This window comes from Burkholderia sp. SIMBA_062 (genome assembly GCF_046534765.1).
GTDB classification, from domain to species: Bacteria; Pseudomonadota; Gammaproteobacteria; order Burkholderiales; family Burkholderiaceae; genus Burkholderia; species Burkholderia ambifaria.
Window position 1 is genome coordinate 129,752 of the sequence record NZ_JAWRYD010000011.1, and the last position, 18,425, is coordinate 148,176.

Sequence of the window (18,425 nt, forward strand, 5' to 3'; positions counted from 1 at the left end):
CGCTGCGGGTGCGCGCATGCGGAAAACCGCCCGGCCGAACGCCGGGCGGTTTTTTTTCGTCGGCAGCCGGACGGCTTCGCGTCGCGCGTCACCAGCTGTAGCGATAACCGACCTGCCCGGTGACGCCGCGCCGGTATTCGCCACCGAGGTTGCGCGCATATTTCACGTTCGCGTACAACTCGCCCGACTTGCCGAAGCCCGCGGTCACGCCCAGGCCCAGCTCGTACCAGGTGCGGCCCAGGTGTGTCGCGAACGGCGTGCCGCCGACGATGGTCTGACCCGGCGACAGGAAGTCGTGCAGCACGTCGGCCGTGAAGTACGGCGTCGCGGCGCCGCCGCCCGCGTTCGCGTCGAGGTTCGGCCGGAAGATCCGCACGCCGACGCGCCCGCGCAACGCGTTCGTCGTCGTGCCCGATACGGCCGACACGTTGTCGTTGAAGCCGTTCAGTTTCAGGTACTGAACCATCAGCTGCGCCTGCGGCTCGACCGCGATCGGCATGCCGCCGATCCCGAACGGCTTGCCGACTTCCTGCGACAGCGCGATGCCGAAGCCGTTCTGCGATGCGTCGTTGCCGTAGCTGTCGCGATAGCGGTTGCCGTAGTGCGTGAGCTGGCCGACGCTGTCGAAGTAGGTGCCGTCGGCGAGATAGCGCGTCCAGTAGCCGCCGACGCTCTGCGCGTGCATCTCGACCGAGCCCGTCGACGTCGACAGGCCCGGCGTATAGGCACGCGCGATGTCGTCGAAGCTCGCGTTCGCGACACCGATGCTCGCCGTCACGCCGGCATGCGTGCTGCCGCCGGCCGCAGCCTGCTCGAGCGTCCAGTCCTTGCCGAACTGCGCGAAGAACGTGCGCGCGTCGGCCGCGAAGCGGCCCGCGTTCGCGTCGAGGTTCTGTCCGCCGATGCGGCCCCACACGCCGTCGCGGTTGCCCGGCGCCTGCTTCTCGAGGTTGTAGATGTCGCCGACGCGTTCGTGCAGCTTGCCGAGCGTCGAGAAGCCGTAGTCGGCGTTCAGCAGCGGTGTCATCGCATAGCCTGCGACGCCCGGGCGATACGCGAGATTGCCGCCGTTGCCATTGCCATTGGCGTTCCCGTTTCCGTTTCCGTTGCCGGACGGATGAACCGTGTCGCCAGGATCCGTCGGGTCGAGTTGCGAGCGCAGGTACCAGCCGTTCGCATCGCTCTGTCCGCCGCGATAGAGCCGGTATTCGTATGCGCCGGCCTGCACCGGCCCCGCGAGATGGAACGCCGATGCGGCGGTCGTGCCGCCGTTGGCCGTGACGACTACCGGAATCCCGTCGCCCGTCGTCTGCGCGCCGGTGCCGGCCGTGTTCGCGATCTTCAGCCCCGTCGTGCCGCTCGCGGTGCCGCCGTTCACGATCAGCCGGTCGGTCGGCGACGCATCCGCGCCGAGGTAGGTGTTCAGCGCGATGGTGCCGCCGTAGCCGACGTAGCTGCCGGTCGTCAGCGTCCGGTAGCTGCCTGCCGCCGTCGGCGCGCCGGACGGTGCGGCGAATGCAACCAAGCCCGCGTTGTTCAGGCTGCTCAGCACGGAGCTGCCGGTCATGCGCCACGTGCTCGTGCCGTCGACGGTCAGCGCGACCGGGTCGATCTTGCCGGTCAGCGTCGTGCCGTTCGCCAGGACCACGTGGCCGGTGCTCGACGCGTCGGATATGATGTCGCCGCTCAGGTTGACCGCCGATGCGTTGAAGGTCGCGGTGCTGCCGTTCGCGAGGTCCAGCAGCGTGCCGTTGCCGGCCGTCACGACGGTGCCGTTGCGCACCGCGATGTCGACCGTACCGCCGCGTGCGGCGAACGCCGGCCCGGCGACGGACGCAACGCTGCCGCCGTCGACGAGCACCGCGCTCGTCGCGCCGGTCCCGAGCGTGTCGGTGCTCAGCACGCCGGCGCTCGCGCCCTTGAGCGTCGTGCCGGTCAGCGCGAGCACGCCGCCGCCGTCGACGTTCGCGCCGCTGCCGGCCGCGCTCGCGATCGACGAACCCGTGTCGCCGATGCGGCCGCCGTTCCGCGCGACGAGGCCGTCGGCCGCCGCACCCGCCGTGGAGACCTTCGCGCCCGACAGCCACGCGCTCGCGCCGCTGCCCGCGATGATCGCGTGCGCGCCGGCGCCCGTCGTCGCGATAGTCGTGCCGTTGGCGGCGAGTGTCGAATCCGCGCCCGCCACCACGAGGCCGCGTGCGTTGTCGCCGGCGGTGCGCACGACGGTCGCCGCATCGGTCGCGATGCGCGCGTCGGCGCCCGTCGACGACAGCCCGTCGGCGCCGTTGCCGGTCGTGCCGATCTGCGTGCCCGACAGCGCGATCGTCGTGTTCGTGCCGAGGTTGTCGATGCCCTTGCCGGCGCCGCCCACCGCGATCGACGTCGCGCCGGCCGCGATCCCGCCGTTCGAGACGGTCGAGTCGATCAACACGCCGTCGGCGCTGCCGTTGGCGACGACCGTGCCCGCGCCCGACAGTGCGACCGAGGCGCCCGCGCCGGTCAGGTGCACGCCCGCGACGCCGTCGTCGGCCTCGATCGTGCCCGCGTTGGCGAGCGTCGCCGACGCGCCCTGCACGAGCGCGCCGGTGCCGTTCGACACGCGGATCGTCGACGCGTTGTTCACCGTGCCGAGCGGGCCGATCACGACGCCCGTCGAGCCGGCGCCGGTCAGCAGCACCGAGCCGCGGTTCTCGAGCGTGCCGAGGTTGCGCGCGACGAAACCCGTCACGCCCGCGCTCGACGAGGTGACCGCGGCGGCGTTGGCCAGCGTCGTCGCGACCGGCGCGCCGGCATTCGCGCCGGCAAGGTCGTGCGCCTGACCGTCGACGACGCCCGCGATCGCACCGGCCGCATTCAGGTTGATCGTCGCGCCGGCGTCGATCGAGCCCTGCGCACCGCCTTCGACCGCCACCGCGATGCCGTTCGCGCCGTTGACGTTATAGGTGGCGTTGCCGGTCGACAGCGTCGTGCCGGCGCCGGTCGCGAGCACGCCGCGCGCACGCTGGCCGGTCACGTCCGTCGTCAGCGTGCCGGCGGCCGATGCGCCCGTATAGGCCGCGCCGCCGGCGATCCGGAACAGCGTCGAATCGTCGGTATCGACGCTCAGGTGCTGCGCGGCGACGTTGATCCTCGAGCCCGCGCCATACGCATAGAAGCCGACCTGGTTCGTGCCCGACATGAAGCGGGGCACCGCGTTCGCGCCGACGTCGATGGTCGCGCCCGAGCGCGCATGGACGCCGATCGCGCCGGTGCCCGTCAGGTTGAGCGCGCCGTCGACCGTGGCCTTCGCGCGCGACCCTTCGGCCCACACGCCGTAGTTGCGCGTGTCCGATGCCGGGTCGAGCCCGCCGGCCACGTTGATCGTGCCGGTCGACGTCGCGGCTGTCGCCGTCGAGGTGCCGACCACCATGATGCCGATCCCGTTCACGCCGTTCAGCGTGATCGTGCCCGTGTTGCTCACGGTCGCGGCCGTGTTGGCCGCGAGCATGCCGACGTTCGCGAGCGGCGTGCCGGGCGCCGTGCCGTTCACGACGATCGAGCCCGCGTTGCGCAGCGTGCCGGACGACGAGCCGAGGCTCGCCATCCCAGCGCCGTTCTGCGTCTGCGAGCCGATCACGATCGAGCCGAGGTTGCTGGCCGTGCCCGACGCGCCGAGCAGGATCCCGTACGCGCGCGCGGACAGCGCGACGTCGTTCGCCGCTGCCCCAGGCCCGTACTGGGCCGCGCGGCCGAGCTGGATCGTGCCGCCGGCCTCGTTGATGAAGGTGCCCCCGGCCGCGAAGCCGCCGATCACCTGGCTGTCGAGCGTCGTCGCGTTGACGCCGACGTTGATCGTGCCGGCGTTGGACGCGTTCGCGCCGCCCGTCACGGCCACCGCGTAGTTCTGCAGGTCGGGGCGATTGCCGTCGAGCGTCCAGGCGCCGACGTTCATCACGCCGTTGTTCGCGAACGTCGTGCCCGTGCCGCTGGCGTACACGCCGTTGCCCTCGGTGTACGCGTGGAACCCGAAGTTGTCGGGCGGCGTGCTGCTGCTCGTATCGACGTTGTCGCCGGACGCGTAGCCGGACGAGATCACGCCGTTGTTGACGCCGCTCGCGCCGGAGAGGAGGCGCACCAGCGTGAAGTCGCCGGACAGGCGGCCGTCGTTGACGAAGTGCGCGCCGTTTTCCGCGAGGACGGCCGAACTCGATTCGATCGTGTTGGTGCCGCGGAAGTCGATCTGGCCGTCCTTGCCGATCTGCAGCGTCGCGTTCGCGCCCGTGCCGTGCGTCACCGACAGATGGTCGATCGGCAGCGTGTTCTTGTCGCCGGCCGACACGTTGTTCGCGTACTGGAAGGTTTCCTGCGTGAAGGTGACGGCCTGGCCGAACGCGGTGTCGTACGCGGCTTGCGAGCCGAGCGCGCCGCTGCGCACCGAGCGCGCGAGGAAGTCGTTGTACGCGGCGAGCGACGCGGCGTCGCTCACGGTCCACGTGCTGCCGTCGAACGCGGTGAAGGTGCCCGCATAGGTCGGCACGTCGAGCTGGACTTGGCCGACCGCGCCGCCGCTCGCGAGATAGTCGCCGGTGCCGAGCCAGATCTGGTTGCGCGAATTCCAGTTGACGACGCTTTTTGCCGCGCCGGTGCCGTCCGCGAAGGTCAGGTCGGTCTGCTTCGGCGCGATCGAGATCGCGTTGCCGGCCGCGTCGGGCGCGTTCGCCGGATTGCCGATCGACACGTTCAGCGTGCCGCCGGTGTTGTCGACGGTGCCGAGCCGGAGGTTCACGTACTGGTTGCCGTTCACGTCCTGGTAGACGGGCACGTTGGTCGCGCCCGCCGTCGACGCGGCGAACGCGGACGAGTCGTACGTGGCGATCGAAGTATGGGTGCCCATGATCGAGTCGGGCGTGCTGACGCTCCGCGTCTTGCCGCCGAGCGACAGCAGCGGCTGGTTCGGGTTGCCCGACACGATGGACGTATTGCCGATCGGCGTGAGCGTATAGCCGGGGGCGCCGGCGGCGCTCGTCCATGGGCCCGTCACGCCGACCGTGTCGCCGCCCGACACGGTCGTGGCGCCGGCCAGGTTGTCGTTCACGGTCGGGCTGTAGCTGCCGAGCGCACAAGCGCCGCCGCTCGTGATGGCGGAGCCGTCGCCGCACGTCGATGCGTACGCGGAGCCGGCCGACAGCGCGGCCAGCGCGGCGCCGAGCGCGGCGACACGCCGCGGCGAGCGTCGGGCCGCCATGCGGCCGGCACGGCGGCTTGAGCCCGATTCGCTGCCCGAACGCTTGCCGCGCGCCCGGGCCGTTTCAGCGACCGCCACCCAGCAGCCGGCGGCTTCGCTCCATATCGATCGAAATGAGTGATTCACGACAAGCCCCTCTCTCTTTTTTGAAGTGGTGTCCACCGCGGTGCGGTGAAAGCGCGTTCCACGGCGGGAAAATGGCTCGAATGGGCGTGCGGCGGCCGTTGCCGCATTGCGGATGTCGCGCCAATCGTGATCCGTTACACCGGGGATGGGGCGAGTCTACTAATGGAGATGGCGGTCGATTATCAAAAAAATCAGGAATGTGGCGATAACGCCGATTTCATCCGGTATTTTTCGATTGTGTGGTTGATCGAACTGAAATCCTTGTGGGGTAAGGGTTTTGTGGATTTTCAAGGGGCTGCATGTTATGCCGTGTGTCGGTGGCCTGCCGCACTGTTCGCGGAAAATTGCCGCGATAAAATGTGGTTTCCGGATTATGTATTTATGATCTCGGCCATTTACTTGTTTTGCGTATGTATTATTTTCTCTTGAACATTAATAAAATCAAGTGAATGTTACGTGAGGCAGGTTCGATACGCGGAATTGTGGTTCGGATGAAACGAAAGCCGCAGCGTGGATGAAAAGCGGAGCGATTTTCGGCGGGAGCGCACGGCCCCGGATTTCGGCGCGGATAATCGATCACGCCGTTGCGTGGCGACGGCAATGGAAGCAGGTGCGCGAGCGCGCGCGGCTCAGAAATCGATCGCGTCGTCGCCGTCGTCCGCGGCGCCGGCCGCCAGCGCCTCGCGAATCACCCCGCCGCACGGCGCGGACGCCGATGCGTCCAGCGCCGGGTTGCGCAGCTTCTCGAGCACGCGCTCGGGCACCGGAATCTGCATCCGCGCGGCGACATCGCCGCACTGGAACATGATCAGCTCGCCCGGTTCGAACGAGGTCCAGATTTCGTTGTCGGTCAGCGGCTGCGTGGCGATCACCGCGACGCGATCCTCGGGCGTCGTGTATTTCGCGAAGTCGATCGACAGGTCTTCGTCGACCAGGTGCGCGGTCGAGAACGGCCAGCGCCGCACGAGGTAGTGCAGCCGCGTCGAGCAGTGCGCGAAGAGCGCCTGGCCGTTCGACATCAGGAAGTTGAACACGCCGTGATCGGTAATGCCGCGCGTCAGCTCGCCGACGCGCTCGAACAGCTCCGGCAACGGCGGTTGAGCGCCGGGGAACGCCTCGCGCAGCCCCTGCATCAGCACGCAGAACGCCTTCTCGCTGTCGGTCGTGCCGACCGGATGGTAGACGCTGCCGTCGAGGTCGGGTTCGTAGTCCTGCAGATCGCCGTTATGCGCGAAGATCCAGTGCCGCCCCCACAGCTCGCGCATGAACGGGTGGCTGTTCTCGAGCAGGATGTGACCCTGCGTGGCCTTGCGGATGTGCGCGATCGTGTTCTTGGACTTGATCGGGTAGCGCTTCACCATTTCGGCGATCGGCGACGTGGCCGAAGCCTGCTGGTCGATGAAGAGGCGACAGGCCTTGTCCTCGAAGAACGCGATTCCCCAGCCGTCGGCATGGTGATCGGTGAGGCCGCCCCGGGCCGCGAAACCTGTGAAGGAGAATGTGACGTCCGTCGGCGCGGCGCAGTTCATTCCTAGGAGTTGGCACATTTTACTTGGGGGCGGGGGGCGGAAGCAGGGTAACCAACCGGGGGAACCCCGGTACAATGTGGTTTCTAGCATATCACCGAGCCTTGAGCGGTAAAAAGCGGATTCCGCCGGCCGAAGGCCTCGTGTTGCGGTTTGCCGTCAGTCGGTCCGCGCACGTGCGTTCCGGCCCCGCAGATGGCCGGCCCGTTCCTCACGACGCCTCCTATGACTGCCTCGAACGCTTCCTCTCCGGCGACGCTCACGCTCGCCCGTCCCGACGACCTGCACCTGCACTTGCGCGACGGCGACATGCTGGCCGCGGTGCTGCCGCATACCGCGCGCCAGTTCGCCCGCGCGATCGTCATGCCGAACCTGAAGCCGCCCGTCACGACCACCGCGCACGCGCAGGCCTATCGCGAGCGGATCCTGGCCGCGCTGCCGGCCGGGATGACGTTCGAGCCGCTGATGACGCTGTACCTGACCGACAACACGGCGCCCGACGAAATCCGCCGCGCGCGCGACAGCGGCTTCGTGCACGGCGTGAAGCTGTATCCGGCCGGCGCGACGACGAACTCGGACCACGGCGTCAGCGATCTCGCGAAGTGTGCGAAGACGCTCGAGGTCATGCAGGAAACCGGCATGCCGCTGCTCGTGCACGGCGAGGCGACCGATCCGTCGGTCGACATGTTCGATCGCGAGAAGGTGTTCATCGATCGCGTGATGACGCCGCTGCGCCGCGATTTCCCGGGCCTGAAGGTCGTGTTCGAACACATCACGACGAAGGACGCGGCCGACTACGTGCGCGACGCCGACGCGGCGCCCGGCCTGCTCGGCGCGACGATCACCCCGCAGCACCTGCTGTACAGCCGCAACGCGCTGTTCGTCGGCGGGATTCGCCCGCATTACTACTGCCTGCCGGTGCTGAAGCGCGAAATGCATCGCGTCGCGCTCGTCGAGGCCGCGACGTCGGGCAACCCGCGCTTCTTCCTCGGCACCGACAGCGCGCCGCACGCGCGCGGCGCGAAGGAAACGGCGTGCGGCTGCGCGGGCTGCTACACGGCGCTGCACGCGCTCGAGCTGTATGCGGAAGCGTTCGACCAGGCCGGCGCGCTCGACAAGCTGGAGAATTTCGCGAGCCGCTTCGGCGCGGATTTCTACGGGCTGCCGCACAGCACCGAAACCGTCACGCTGCGTCGCGAGACCTGGGAATTGCCGCGCGAGGTGTTCGCGGGCGATACGCCGGTCGTGCCGCTGCGCGCCGGCGAAACGATCGGCTGGAAGTTCGCGTGACCAGCGTGGCCGGCGTGCCGCCGCGTGACGTCGGCCAGACGGCCGGCGGCGCGCAGTGCTAGAATGCGCGTCGCAAAGCAGGCCAGGCAGTCGCGGCCTCGCCGCCTTCGGGCAGGCGGGGGCGAGGAAAGTCCGGACTCCACAGGGCAGGGTGATGGCTAACGGCCATCCGTGGCGACACGCGGAACAGGGCAACAGAAAGCAAACCGCCGATGGCCCGGCGCAAGCCGGGATCAGGTAAGGGTGAAACGGTGCGGTAAGAGCGCACCGCGGCGACGGCGACGTTCGCCGGCACGGTAACCTCCACCCGGAGCAATTCCAAGTAGGCAGGCGCGCATTTTCGGATGCAGGACGGGGCCCCCGTCTCGTCTGCGGGTAGGAAGCTTGAGCGCGTCAGCAATGGCGCGCCTAGAGGAATGGCTGCCACGCGCTGCGAGCCTCGGCGTGCAGCGTGCACAGAATCCGGCTTATCGGCCTGCTTTGCCGTTCGAATGCGAAAGGGCCGGCGCTCCACCAGGAGCGCCGGCCCTTTTTCATGTTTGGCTGCCGTGCGTTCAGTCCGCGACGATGTCGAACGAATGCGTGAGTTCGGCCGTCTTCGCGATCATGATCGACGCGGAGCAGTACTTGTCGTGCGACAGGTTGATCGCGCGCTCGACCGTGGCCGGGTTCAAGTTGCGGCCCGTGACGGTGAAGTGGAAGTGGACCTTCGTGAACACCTTCGGATCTTCGCTCGCGCGTTCGGCCTTCAGCGTGACCGAGCAGCCGGTGACTTCCTGGCGGCTCTTCTTCAGGATCAGCACGACGTCGTATGCGGTGCAGCCGCCGGTGCCGACCAGCACCATTTCCATCGGGCGCGGCGCGAGGTTATGGCCGCCGCCTTCCGGCGCGCCGTCCATCGCGACAAGATGCCCGCTTCCGGTCTGGGCGGAAAACGCCATGCCGTCCTGACCCATCCAGCTTACTTTGCATTCCATGCTTGCACTCCCGCGTTGCCTGATTCGGATTCGATCCGGCATTGTAGCCCGCCGGGCAAGGGTCGGCTGATGCGCTGCACGAAGCGACACGGCGCGCCAGCGCGTGCGACGCCCAGTGGGGCCTCGGACGCCGATTTGCTTGAGGTCGTTAGGGGTTTTACTCTAGGTTCGGTGGGCTTCCGAGCTAGCGCTTGCTGACCAAGCGTTTGATTTTGAACGGAAAATCCGATTGGCCTCGCGAGATGGCGCACATCCCACATTATGGTTTCAGATTTCTTAATGCGAATTTTCTTGTGAAGTCGACGCCGTATTCGTATAATCAGCTTCATTGGTTGTCGCGGTGCGACAATCTCCGCATGTCTCCTCCACTCTCCTCCTGAGGTGGATTAAGCCCGAACCAGCCGTTCGGGCTTTTTTTCGTCCCATGCAATCGGCGGCGCGCAGTTTGCGCGCCCCGGCACCCGTTACTGGTGTAATTACGCGGGTTGCCGTGCGGCCGGCCGCGACGCCGTGTCGGGCGGCGTATCCGCCGAACGGGCGGCAGGCGCCGGCGCGGGTGTGGCCGACGCGTGGCCATGACCGCGTGCGCAGAAGTGATGCACGCGTGCGCGCACCGCGCGTAGGCGGGCGACGCGATCTTCGGCATGGGCGCCGCGGGCCTCCGCGATGCGGGCGTCGAGTGCGTCGAGCTTGGCCTCGCAGCCGGCCGGGGCCGCGACTGCGGGCGCGGCGGCGGCCAGCCATGCGGCCGCGAGAAAGGGCGTAAATCGTTGTTTCATCATGCTTGTTTGTCGTTTTTCCGTTGTCGGCCGATCAGGCGCGGCAAGGTCTGGTGCCGCGCGTCGATGGGTGCCTCCCCGGGCGCTCGGTTCGCCTGGTGTGTCGGGGCACGACCGAATTCTGGCCCATTTCGGGCGCGGCCGGTGCGGGACGTGGATTCCCTTTGACCGCGTCGCCGTATTTCCTTTATAATTCAGGGCTTTTCCGCATTCATGCCCACGGAAAAAGAACAGGGAGAGCCTGCACCGCGCCTCGAAGCGCACACAGACAAGCAGGAAGAACACATCGGGCAAAGCATTTTTTTTGGATCGATCATGAAGACGTTTTCCGCAAAAGCCCATGAGGTGACGCGCGAATGGTACGTGATTGACGCGACGGATAAGGTTCTCGGCCGTGTTGCCAGCGAAGTGGCACGCCGTCTGCGCGGCAAGCACAAGCCTGAGTTCACCCCGCACGTCGACACTGGTGATTTCATCATCATCATCAACGCGAGCAAGTTGAAGGTCACGGGCAACAAGACTCTCGACAAGAAGTACTACCGCCACTCGGGCTACCCGGGCGGTATCTATGAAACGACGTTCGGCAAGATGCAGGAACGCTTCCCGGGCCGCGCGCTCGAGAAAGCGGTCAAGGGCATGCTGCCGAAGGGCCCGCTCGGCTACGCAATGATCAAGAAGCTGAAGGTCTACGCTGAAGCCACGCATCCGCATTCGGCGCAACAGCCGAAGGCGCTCGAGATCTAAGGGGAGCCCACATGATCGGTAACTGGAACTACGGTACGGGCCGCCGCAAGAGCGCTGTCGCACGTGTCTTCATCAAGGCTGGCAAGGGCGACATCATCGTCAACGGCAAGCCCATCGCTGACTACTTCTCGCGCGAAACGTCGCTGATGATCGTGCGTCAACCGCTGGAACTCACGAACCACGGCCAGACGTTCGACATCAAGGTGAACGTCACGGGCGGCGGTGAAACGGGTCAGGCAGGCGCAGTGCGCCACGGCATCACCCGTGCACTGATCGACTACGATGCGACGCTGAAGCCGTCGCTGTCGACCGCAGGCTTCGTCACGCGCGATGCACGTGAAGTCGAGCGTAAGAAGGTTGGTCTGCGCAAGGCACGTCGCGCAAAGCAGTTCTCGAAGCGTTAATTCCGCTTCATGGCTCCGCCGCTTTCGGGCGGCGTTCGCCGAAAAAACCGCCAGCTTTCGCGCTGGCGGTTTTTTTATGCCCGCGCGACGGCCACCCGCGTGGACGGGCGCATTGAAATCAACAAGAACCTATTGATTTCATGGACATCAGCACGATCTTCTGATCGGCCCTACAATAGCGGCTAAAGCTTTTTGGAGAGTTCGCATGAACGCTGTTACCGAATCCGCAGCAACGACGGCCGAAATGCCGGTACCGTTCGTCTTCACCGACGCCGCGGCCGACAAGGTCAAGCAACTGATCGACGAAGAGGGCAATCCCGACCTGAAGCTGCGCGTGTTCGTGCAGGGCGGCGGCTGCTCGGGCTTCCAGTATGGCTTCACGTTCGACGAGGAAGTCAACGAGGACGACACCGTGATGAACAAGAACGGCGTCCAGCTCCTGATCGACTCGATGAGCTACCAGTACCTGGTCGGCGCCGAGATCGACTACAAGGACGACCTCAACGGCGCCCAGTTCGTGATCAAGAACCCGAACGCAACGACCACCTGCGGGTGCGGCTCGTCGTTCTCGGTCTGAGCATCCGGCAGATCCGCGCCGGTTCGCCGATATGAAAAACGGGGCTTCATGCCCCGTTTTTTTATTCCCATCCGCCAATGGAGCGCCTGCCGCGCGGCGCGCACCGCGTCAGCGCGGATAAAGCGCGCCGAGCACACGGTTGCCGGCCGCGCCGGTCACCGTCGCGAGATTGCCGGGCTCGCGCGCGGTGAAGCGGTACGCGAGCCACGCGAATGCGAGCGCCTCGACCTGTTGCGGCGGCACGCCGAGCGCGGCGGTCGTATCGACCGCGGCTGGCACGCCGGCTTCGTGCAGCGCGTGCCTGAGCGCGTCGAGCAGCACCGGGTTGCGTGCGCCGCCGCCGCATACGAAAAGGGCCTTGCAGCCCGATGCGTGTCGTGCGATCTCGCGTGCGACCGATACGGCAGTGAGCGCCGTGAGGGTTGCCTGCACGTCCTGCGGCGCAACCTGCGCGAACGCGGCGAGCTTCGCGTCGAGCCAGGCGGGATTGAACAGGTCGCGGCCGGTGCTTTTCGGCGGCGGCGCGGCAAAATACGGCTCGTCGAGCAGTGCATCGAGCAGCGACGCGTGCACGGTGCCGCGCGCGGCGAACTTGCCGCCGTCGTCGTACGGCTTGCCGAGATGGCGGGTCGCCCATTCGTCCAGTAGCGCATTCGCGGGGCCGCAGTCGAAGCCGCGCACGTCGCCGCCTTCACCGGGCAGGATCGTGATGTTGCTGATCCCGCCGAGATTGCAGACGACCCGCGTCTCGCCGCGCGCGCCGAACACCGTCGCATGGAACGCCGGCGCGAGCGGCGCGCCGTGGCCGCCGGCGGCCACATCGCGGCTGCGGAAATCGGCGATCACGTCCACCTGGGTCAGCTCGGCGAGCAGCGCCGGGTTGTTGAGCTGCCGCGTATAGCCGCGCTCGGGGCGATGACGCACCGTCTGGCCGTGCACGCCGATCGCACGAATCTCGTCGCGCGACAGCCCGGCGGTGCGCTGCAATTCATGGCAGCACACCGCGTAGCGCGTGACGAGCGCATTCGCCGCGAGCGATTCCCGGTCGATTTCGTCGTCACCCGGCTGCTGCAGCGCGAACAGCGCGTCGCGCAGCGATTGTGCGAAGCCGACGAACGCTTCCGCGAGCACGACGGGCGCCTTGCCGGTCTCGAACCGCACGGCGACGCCGTCGACGCCGTCCATGCTGGTTCCCGACATCAGCCCGAAGTAGATGCCGTCGGCCGGATGGGCGGGTTGCGGATGTCGTTGCGGCACGTTGGGTTCTCCTGGATCGAGCGGCGCGGGCCGGTGCCACGCGCCTTGCGCCCGATTATCCGCGCAACCTGACGCATCGTTAAGCGATGCACGCGCAAGTTATGGGAAAATCCCTGTCTTTGCGACATTCTTCCCGGCACCGATGAGCACCGAACCCAGTTCCAAGCCTGTTTTCCCGATCACCGACGAAGTCCGCCATGCGCTCGCCGTCACGAAGCGCGGCGTCGACGAACTGCTGATCGAGGAAGAGTTCGCGCAGAAGCTCGCGCGCAGCGCGGCCACCGGCACGCCGCTGCGCATCAAGCTCGGCCTCGACCCGACCGCGCCCGACATCCACATCGGCCATACGGTCGTGCTGAACAAGATGCGTCAGCTGCAGGACCTCGGTCATACCGTGATCTTCCTGATCGGGGATTTCACGTCGCTGATCGGCGATCCGTCGGGCCGCAACGCGACGCGTCCGCCGCTCACGCGCGAACAGATCGAATCGAACGCGAAGACCTACTTCGAACAGGCCGCGCTCGTGCTCGACCGCGAAAAAACCGAGATCCGCTACAACAGCGAATGGTCGATGCCGCTCGGCGCGGACGGGATGATCAAGCTCGCGTCGCGCTACACGGTCGCGCGGATCCTCGAGCGCGAGGACTTCACGAAGCGCTTCCAGGGCGGCGTGCCGATCTCGATCCACGAATTCCTGTACCCGCTGATGCAGGGCTATGACTCGGTCGCGCTGAACGCCGATCTCGAGCTCGGCGGCACCGACCAGAAGTTCAACCTGCTGGTCGGCCGCGAACTGCAGAAGCAGTACGGCCAGGAACAGCAGTGCATCCTGACGATGCCGCTGCTCGAAGGCCTCGACGGCGTCGAGAAGATGTCGAAGTCGAAGGGCAACTACGTCGGCATCAGCGAGAAGCCGACCGACATGTTCGGCAAGCTGATGAGCATCTCGGACACGCTGATGTGGCGTTACTTCGAACTGCTGTCGTTCCGCAGCCTCGACGAGATCGCCGGCTTCAAGCGCGACGCCGAAGGCGGCCGCAACCCGCGCGACTTCAAGGTGCTGCTCGCGCAGGAAATCGTCGCGCGCTTTCACTCGCAGGCCGACGCCGAGCGTGCGCTCGAGGACTTCAACCACCGCGCGAAGGGCGGCGTGCCGGACGACATCCCGTCGGTCACGCTCGCGGGCGCGCCGCTCGCGATCGGCCAGTTGCTGAAGCAGGCCGGCCTCGTGCCATCGACGAGCGAAGCGCTGCGCAACATCGAGCAGGGCGGCGTGAAGATCGACGGTGCGACCGTGTCCGACAAGGGCCTGAAGGTCGAGGCCGGCGAGTTCGTCGTCCAGGTCGGCAAGCGCCGCTTCGCGCGCGTCACGCTGAGCGCATGATCGCGCTGATCCAGCGCGTGAAGCGTGCCGACGTGCGCGTCGGCGACCGCACGACGGGCGAGATCGGCGCGGGCCTGCTCGCGCTCGTGTGCGCCGAGCGCGGCGACACCGAGGCTGCGGCCGACAAGCTCCTCGCGAAGCTGCTCGGCTATCGCGTGTTCAGCGACACGGCCGGCAAGATGAACCTGCCGGTGTCGAACATCGACGGTGCGGGCGGCGCGGGCGGCCTGCTGCTCGTGTCGCAGTTCACGCTCGCGGCCGATACCAACAGCGGGTTGCGGCCGAGCTTCACGCCGGCCGCGCCGCCCGACGAAGGCGCGCGCCTGTTCGACTATTTCGTCGCGGCCGCGCGCGAGCGCCATCCGGTCGTCGAGACGGGCGAGTTCGGCGCCGACATGCAGGTGTCGCTCGTCAACGACGGCCCCGTGACGTTCTGGCTGCAAGTGCGGCCCTGACACTTTCCCGGAGACGCGCCGCGATGGCCACCACGCAGATTCTGTTCATTCGCCATGGCGAAACGGCCTGGAACCGCATCAAGCGCATCCAGGGCCATATCGACATTCCGCTGGCCAACACGGGGCTCGCGCAGGCGCGGCGGCTGGCCGTCCGGCTCGCGCGCGAAGCGCGCGAAGGGCAGCGGATCGACGCGATCTACTCGAGCGACCTGATGCGTGCGCAGCAGACCGCGCAACCCTTTGCCGATGCGCTCGGGCTGCCGCTGCAGTTGCGCGACGGGCTGCGCGAACGCGCGTACGGCGTGTTCCAGGGGCATGACAGCACCGAGATCGAGATGCTGTTTCCGGACGCCTACGCCGCGTGGCAGACCCGCGACCCGGGCTTTTCGCCCGACGGCGGCGAGTCGCAGCGCGAGTTCTATCACCGTGTGCTGCATGCGCTCGAGCCGATCGTCGCGGCGCATCAGGGCGGCCGGATCGCCTGCGTCGCGCACGGCGGCGTACTCGACTGCGTGTACCGCTTTGCAAACGGTCTCGACCTGTCGGCCCCGCGCAGCTATCAACTGCTCAACACGAGCATCAACGTCGTCGATTACGTCGATGGCCGCGCGCAGGTCGTGCAATGGGCCGACGTGTCGCATCTCGACGCCGCGAGCGACGACGACGGGTATCGCAAGGTACTCTGATACGATCGTATCGGCCCGGGCCGGCGTGATGGGCGGGGTGCTTCGTACGAGCGTGCGCGCAGGCAAGCTCGTCAGCTTGTCATCAATATTTGACACTAAATTGAAATGATCCGAAGGATCGTCAGGCGGGCGGATTGCCGTCGGGCGGCGGCGCGGTAGCGCGGCGGCGTGCGCGTTTCGACGCGCCGTTGACGAGCGCCCAGCGCAGCACGGGGGCGACCGCCCGAACCCCGGGCCGGACCACCGCACGTCGCAGCGGTGCGAACGTCGATACACCGAGCATGCGCTGCGCCCACGGCGGCAGCAGGTCGATTCCCGCATGCATGATCAGCGACGCCGCCGGCCGCAGCGCGGGCGTCGCGACCGGCACATTCAGCAGGATGTCCATCACGTCGAAGGTGCGCGGCCCCGCTGCGAGCTCGGGCTGCATGCGCGCGAGATAGGCCGCTATCTCGGCCCGCGAACGGGGAACGTCGCGGGCGCCGAGCAGCTCGGCGATCATTGCCGTTTCAGCGTAGTAGCCGTCCTGCAATTCGCCCGGCAAAGACGGATTCACATAGCGCAGATGCGCGGCGAGGAAGCTCGATACCTCCGCGACATGCACCCAGGTCAGCAACGCCGGATCGTCGGCCCGGTATGGCCGGCCGTCGGGCGCGGTGCCCGATATGCGCGCGTGGATCGCTTTCACGCGCTCGATCAGCGCGAGTGCGTCCGCGCGGCTGCCGAACGTCGTGCCCGTGATGAACGTGGCGGTGCGCCGCAAGCGGCCGAGGATGTCGGTGCGAAACGACGAGTGATCCCAGACGCCCGCGAGCGCGAGCGGATGAAGCGCCTGCAGCAGCAGCGCGGCGATGCCGCCCGTCATCATCGACGTGAAATCGGCATGCACGCGCCAGCAGATGGCGTCGGGGCCGAACAGCCCCGGGTCTCCGGGCGGCGACGACAGATCGAGCGACGGGCCGCCGCCGCCTGCCGTCAGGTGCGTAATGCCGGCCACGAGCCGCTTGCGGATCGGCTCGGCCCAGCGCGGGCCCGGTGCGGGGGCGGCGGGGTGAGGGCTAGGCGGCGTGGTCATGGCTGGCTTGGTGCGGGCGGCGGGCTACTTTCCGGCGGGGGCGTCCCACATCCCGCGTTCGTTGCCGGCGTCGGGCGCGGAGAGTCCGAAATGGCGATACGTGAGCAGCGTCGCGACGCGCCCGCGCGGCGTGCGCTGCAGGAAGCCCTGCTGGATCAGGTACGGCTCGAGGACGTCCTCGATCGTGTCGCGTTCCTCGCCGATCGCCGCCGCGAGGTTGTCGATGCCGACCGGGCCGCCGTCGAACTTGTGCAGGATCGCCTCGAGCAGCTTGCGGTCCATCAGGTCGAAGCCGACCGGGTCGACGTCGAGCATCGCGAGCGCGGCGTCGGCGACGGCCGCGGTGATCTGGCCGTCGGCTTTCACTTCCGCAAAGTCGCGCACGCGGCGCAGCAGCCGGTTTGCAATCCGCGGCGTGCCGCGCGAGCGCTTCGCGATCTCCAGCGCGCCGCTCGGATCGATGTGCGCGTTCAGCAGCGACGCCGAGCGCCGCACGATGCGCGCCAGCTGCTCGGCATCGTAGAACTCGAGGCGCGCGACGATCCCGAAGCGATCGCGCAACGGGTTGGTCAGCATCCCCGCGCGCGTGGTCGCGCCGACCAGCGTGAACGGCTGCAGGTCGAGCTTCACGCTGCGCGCAGCCGGCCCTTCGCCGATCATGATGTCGATCTGGTAGTCCTCCAGCGCCGGATACAGGATTTCCTCGACGACCGGCGACAGCCGGTGGATTTCGTCGATGAACAGCACGTCGTTGGCTTCGAGGTTGGTGAGCAGCGCGGCGAGGTCGCCCGCGCGCTCGAGCACGGGGCCCGACGTCTGGCGCAGGTTCACGCCCATCTCGCGCGCGATGATGTGCGCGAGGGTGGTCTTGCCGAGGCCCGGCGGCCCGAACAGCAGCACGTGGTCGAGCGGCTCGGAGCGGCGCTTCGCGGCCTCGATGAAGATCTCGAGCTGGCCGCGCACCTTTTCCTGGCCGACGTAGTCGTCGAGCTGGCGCGGCCGCAGCGCGCGTTCGAACACCTCCTCGTGCGACGAGGATGGCGTGGCGGCGATGATCCGCTCGGCGGCGAGTTTGTCGGTTTCAATCATGCGGCCATTGTACCGCGCACCGTCACGCGGCCGAACTGGCCGAACGGCCGACTGGCGCGCGCCGCACGGTGGCGCGACACTGGCTCCGACAGCCGGCTCGGGCGCCCGCCCGGGCCGCCGTTACACCTTCGACAGTGCCTTGAGCGCGAGCTTGATGCCTTCGGACACGCCGGTGCCGGCCGGCACGTTCTTGATCGCGGCGAGGCCTTCCTTTTCGGAATAGCCGAGCGCGACGAGCGCGTTGAGGATGTCGGTCGCGTGATCGGACTGCGACGCGGCGCCGGCGAGCGCACCGAGGTCCGCGCCGAGCTTGCCCTTCAGCTCGAGCAGCAGGCGCTCGGCGGTCTTCTTGCCGATGCCGGGCAGGCGCGTGAGGCGCGCGGCGTCCTGCATCGTCACCGCCTGCGCGAGCTCCTGCACGCTCATGCCCGAGAGCACGGCGAGCGCCATGCGCGCGCCGATGCCGGTGATCTTCAGCAGTTCGCGGAAGGTCGTGCGCTCCTGCGGCGTCAGGAAGCCGTATAGCAGGTGCGCGTCCTCGCGCACGATCTGCTGCGTGAGCAGCACGACGCGCTCGCCCGTTTGCGGCAGGTTGTAGAAGGTGCTCATCGGCACGTCGATTTCGTAGCCGACGCCGTTGCAGTCGACGAGCAGGTGAGGCGGGTTCTTTTCGAGCAGGATGCCGGCGATGCGACCGATCATGGATGGCGGGATGCGAGGAGGAAAGCGCGAGTGTAGCGCAGGTGCGGCGCGATGCCGATGGGTTGGCCGTCAGGTCGGGGCGGTGCACCGCGCGTGCGCGACGCGCGTGGCCGCGCGCCGCATCGGGCGA

General features: G+C 67.6%; 16 protein-coding genes and 1 other RNA gene. 9 read left to right on the forward strand and 8 right to left on the reverse strand.

The window, feature by feature from the left end:
• Positions 1-88: 88 nt before the first annotated feature.
• Positions 89-5,350: an autotransporter outer membrane beta-barrel domain-containing protein gene (locus tag SB786_RS14435; RefSeq protein ID WP_410728026.1), complete on the reverse strand. Its 5,262-nt coding sequence runs from the start codon at positions 5,348-5,350 to the stop codon at positions 89-91.
• A gap of 45 nt (positions 5,351-5,395) precedes the next feature.
• On the opposite strand from SB786_RS14435, the gene SB786_RS14440 reads away from it, so the two are divergent.
• A complete protein-coding gene (locus SB786_RS14440) occupies positions 5,396-5,779 on the forward strand; it encodes a hypothetical protein (protein ID WP_410728027.1) in 384 nt (127 codons plus the stop codon).
• Positions 5,780-5,979: 200 nt separating this feature from the next.
• Here the strand turns inward: SB786_RS14440 and SB786_RS14445 are convergent, their stop codons facing one another.
• The gene (locus tag SB786_RS14445; RefSeq protein ID WP_175661509.1) at positions 5,980-6,897 is read right to left on the reverse strand and encodes a class II glutamine amidotransferase; all 918 of its coding nucleotides are present in this window, start codon (positions 6,895-6,897) and stop codon (positions 5,980-5,982) included.
• A gap of 204 nt (positions 6,898-7,101) precedes the next feature.
• Here SB786_RS14445 and pyrC point away from each other — a divergent pair, with 204 nt between their 5' ends.
• Complete coding sequence (gene pyrC, locus SB786_RS14450) at positions 7,102-8,166, forward strand: dihydroorotase (RefSeq protein ID WP_410728028.1); 1,065 nt, start codon at positions 7,102-7,104, stop codon at positions 8,164-8,166.
• A 74-nt stretch (positions 8,167-8,240) separates the two neighbouring features.
• Positions 8,241-8,652: RNase P RNA component class A (rnpB, locus tag SB786_RS14455), an RNA gene on the forward strand.
• Between the two features lie 68 nt (positions 8,653-8,720).
• On the opposite strand, the gene SB786_RS14460 is transcribed toward rnpB, so the two are convergent.
• Both SB786_RS14460 and SB786_RS14465 read right to left on the reverse strand, forming a co-directional pair.
• Positions 8,721-9,185: an OsmC family protein gene (locus SB786_RS14460; RefSeq protein WP_410728029.1), complete on the reverse strand. Its 465-nt coding sequence runs from the start codon at positions 9,183-9,185 to the stop codon at positions 8,721-8,723.
• A gap of 434 nt (positions 9,186-9,619) precedes the next feature.
• Positions 9,620-9,925 carry a hypothetical protein gene (locus SB786_RS14465; RefSeq protein ID WP_410728030.1) on the reverse strand — a complete coding sequence of 102 codons (306 nt, stop codon included), beginning with the start codon at positions 9,923-9,925 and terminating at the stop codon, positions 9,620-9,622.
• Between the two features lie 312 nt (positions 9,926-10,237).
• Here SB786_RS14465 and rplM point away from each other — a divergent pair, with 312 nt between their 5' ends.
• The 3 genes from rplM (at position 10,238) to erpA (ending at position 11,647) form a co-directional block, all read left to right on the forward strand.
• Positions 10,238-10,666, forward strand: a complete 429-nt coding sequence (gene rplM / locus SB786_RS14470; protein ID WP_009687896.1) for a 50S ribosomal protein L13 — start codon at positions 10,238-10,240, stop codon at positions 10,664-10,666.
• Positions 10,667-10,677: 11 nt separating this feature from the next.
• Positions 10,678-11,070: a 30S ribosomal protein S9 gene (gene rpsI / locus SB786_RS14475; RefSeq protein WP_006751887.1), complete on the forward strand. Its 393-nt coding sequence runs from the start codon at positions 10,678-10,680 to the stop codon at positions 11,068-11,070.
• Between the two features lie 205 nt (positions 11,071-11,275).
• Positions 11,276-11,647: an iron-sulfur cluster insertion protein ErpA gene (gene erpA / locus SB786_RS14480; RefSeq protein ID WP_006751888.1), complete on the forward strand. Its 372-nt coding sequence runs from the start codon at positions 11,276-11,278 to the stop codon at positions 11,645-11,647.
• Between the two features lie 108 nt (positions 11,648-11,755).
• Here erpA and SB786_RS14485 read toward each other — a convergent pair whose 3' ends face one another.
• On the reverse strand, positions 11,756-12,904 hold the full coding sequence (locus tag SB786_RS14485) for an anhydro-N-acetylmuramic acid kinase (protein WP_410728031.1): 1,149 nt from the start codon (positions 12,902-12,904) through the stop codon (positions 11,756-11,758).
• Positions 12,905-13,046: 142 nt separating this feature from the next.
• Here SB786_RS14485 and tyrS point away from each other — a divergent pair, with 142 nt between their 5' ends.
• From tyrS to SB786_RS14500, 3 genes are read left to right on the forward strand one after another with little or no spacing between them, the layout of a single operon-like run.
• A complete protein-coding gene (gene tyrS, locus SB786_RS14490; protein WP_006759920.1) occupies positions 13,047-14,288 on the forward strand; it encodes a tyrosine--tRNA ligase in 1,242 nt (413 codons plus the stop codon).
• Entirely contained in the window at positions 14,285-14,743 is a 459-nt protein-coding gene (gene dtd, locus SB786_RS14495; RefSeq protein WP_410728032.1) for a D-aminoacyl-tRNA deacylase, read from the forward strand. Before tyrS ends, dtd begins: the two co-directional genes overlap by 4 nt.
• Positions 14,744-14,766: 23 nt before the next feature.
• On the forward strand, positions 14,767-15,429 hold the full coding sequence (locus SB786_RS14500; RefSeq protein ID WP_410728033.1) for a histidine phosphatase family protein: 663 nt from the start codon (positions 14,767-14,769) through the stop codon (positions 15,427-15,429).
• 121 nt (positions 15,430-15,550) lie between these two features.
• Here the strand turns inward: SB786_RS14500 and SB786_RS14505 are convergent, their stop codons facing one another.
• From SB786_RS14505 to ruvA, 3 genes are all read right to left on the reverse strand, one after another.
• Entirely contained in the window at positions 15,551-16,504 is a 954-nt protein-coding gene (locus SB786_RS14505) for an oxygenase MpaB family protein (RefSeq protein ID WP_410728034.1), read from the reverse strand.
• A 24-nt stretch (positions 16,505-16,528) separates the two neighbouring features.
• A complete protein-coding gene (ruvB, locus tag SB786_RS14510) occupies positions 16,529-17,593 on the reverse strand; it encodes a Holliday junction branch migration DNA helicase RuvB (RefSeq protein ID WP_410728035.1) in 1,065 nt (354 codons plus the stop codon).
• Positions 17,594-17,713: 120 nt separating this feature from the next.
• Complete coding sequence (ruvA, locus tag SB786_RS14515; RefSeq protein WP_006751895.1) at positions 17,714-18,295, reverse strand: Holliday junction branch migration protein RuvA; 582 nt, start codon at positions 18,293-18,295, stop codon at positions 17,714-17,716.
• Positions 18,296-18,425: the final 130 nt, after the last annotated feature.

Bases quoted from the DNA above. Each gene is read 5' to 3' on its own strand.
- SB786_RS14445 (WP_175661509.1), bottom strand. From the start codon at position 6,897: ATGTGCCAACTCCTAGGAATGAACTGCGCCGCGCCGACGGACGTCACA.
- pyrC (WP_410728028.1), top strand. From the start codon at position 7,102: ATGACTGCCTCGAACGCTTCCTCTCCGGCGACGCTCACGCTCGCCCGT.
- SB786_RS14460 (WP_410728029.1), bottom strand. From the start codon at position 9,185: ATGCCGGATCGAATCCGAATCAGGCAACGCGGGAGTGCAAGCATGGAA.
- SB786_RS14465 (WP_410728030.1), bottom strand. From the start codon at position 9,925: ATGATGAAACAACGATTTACGCCCTTTCTCGCGGCCGCATGGCTGGCC.
- rplM (WP_009687896.1), top strand. From the start codon at position 10,238: ATGAAGACGTTTTCCGCAAAAGCCCATGAGGTGACGCGCGAATGGTAC.
- rpsI (WP_006751887.1), top strand. From the start codon at position 10,678: ATGATCGGTAACTGGAACTACGGTACGGGCCGCCGCAAGAGCGCTGTC.
- erpA (WP_006751888.1), top strand. From the start codon at position 11,276: ATGAACGCTGTTACCGAATCCGCAGCAACGACGGCCGAAATGCCGGTA.
- tyrS (WP_006759920.1), top strand. From the start codon at position 13,047: ATGAGCACCGAACCCAGTTCCAAGCCTGTTTTCCCGATCACCGACGAA.
- dtd (WP_410728032.1), top strand. From the start codon at position 14,285: ATGATCGCGCTGATCCAGCGCGTGAAGCGTGCCGACGTGCGCGTCGGC.
- SB786_RS14500 (WP_410728033.1), top strand. From the start codon at position 14,767: ATGGCCACCACGCAGATTCTGTTCATTCGCCATGGCGAAACGGCCTGG.
- SB786_RS14505 (WP_410728034.1), bottom strand. From the start codon at position 16,504: ATGACCACGCCGCCTAGCCCTCACCCCGCCGCCCCCGCACCGGGCCCG.
- ruvB (WP_410728035.1), bottom strand. From the start codon at position 17,593: ATGATTGAAACCGACAAACTCGCCGCCGAGCGGATCATCGCCGCCACG.
- ruvA (WP_006751895.1), bottom strand. From the start codon at position 18,295: ATGATCGGTCGCATCGCCGGCATCCTGCTCGAAAAGAACCCGCCTCAC.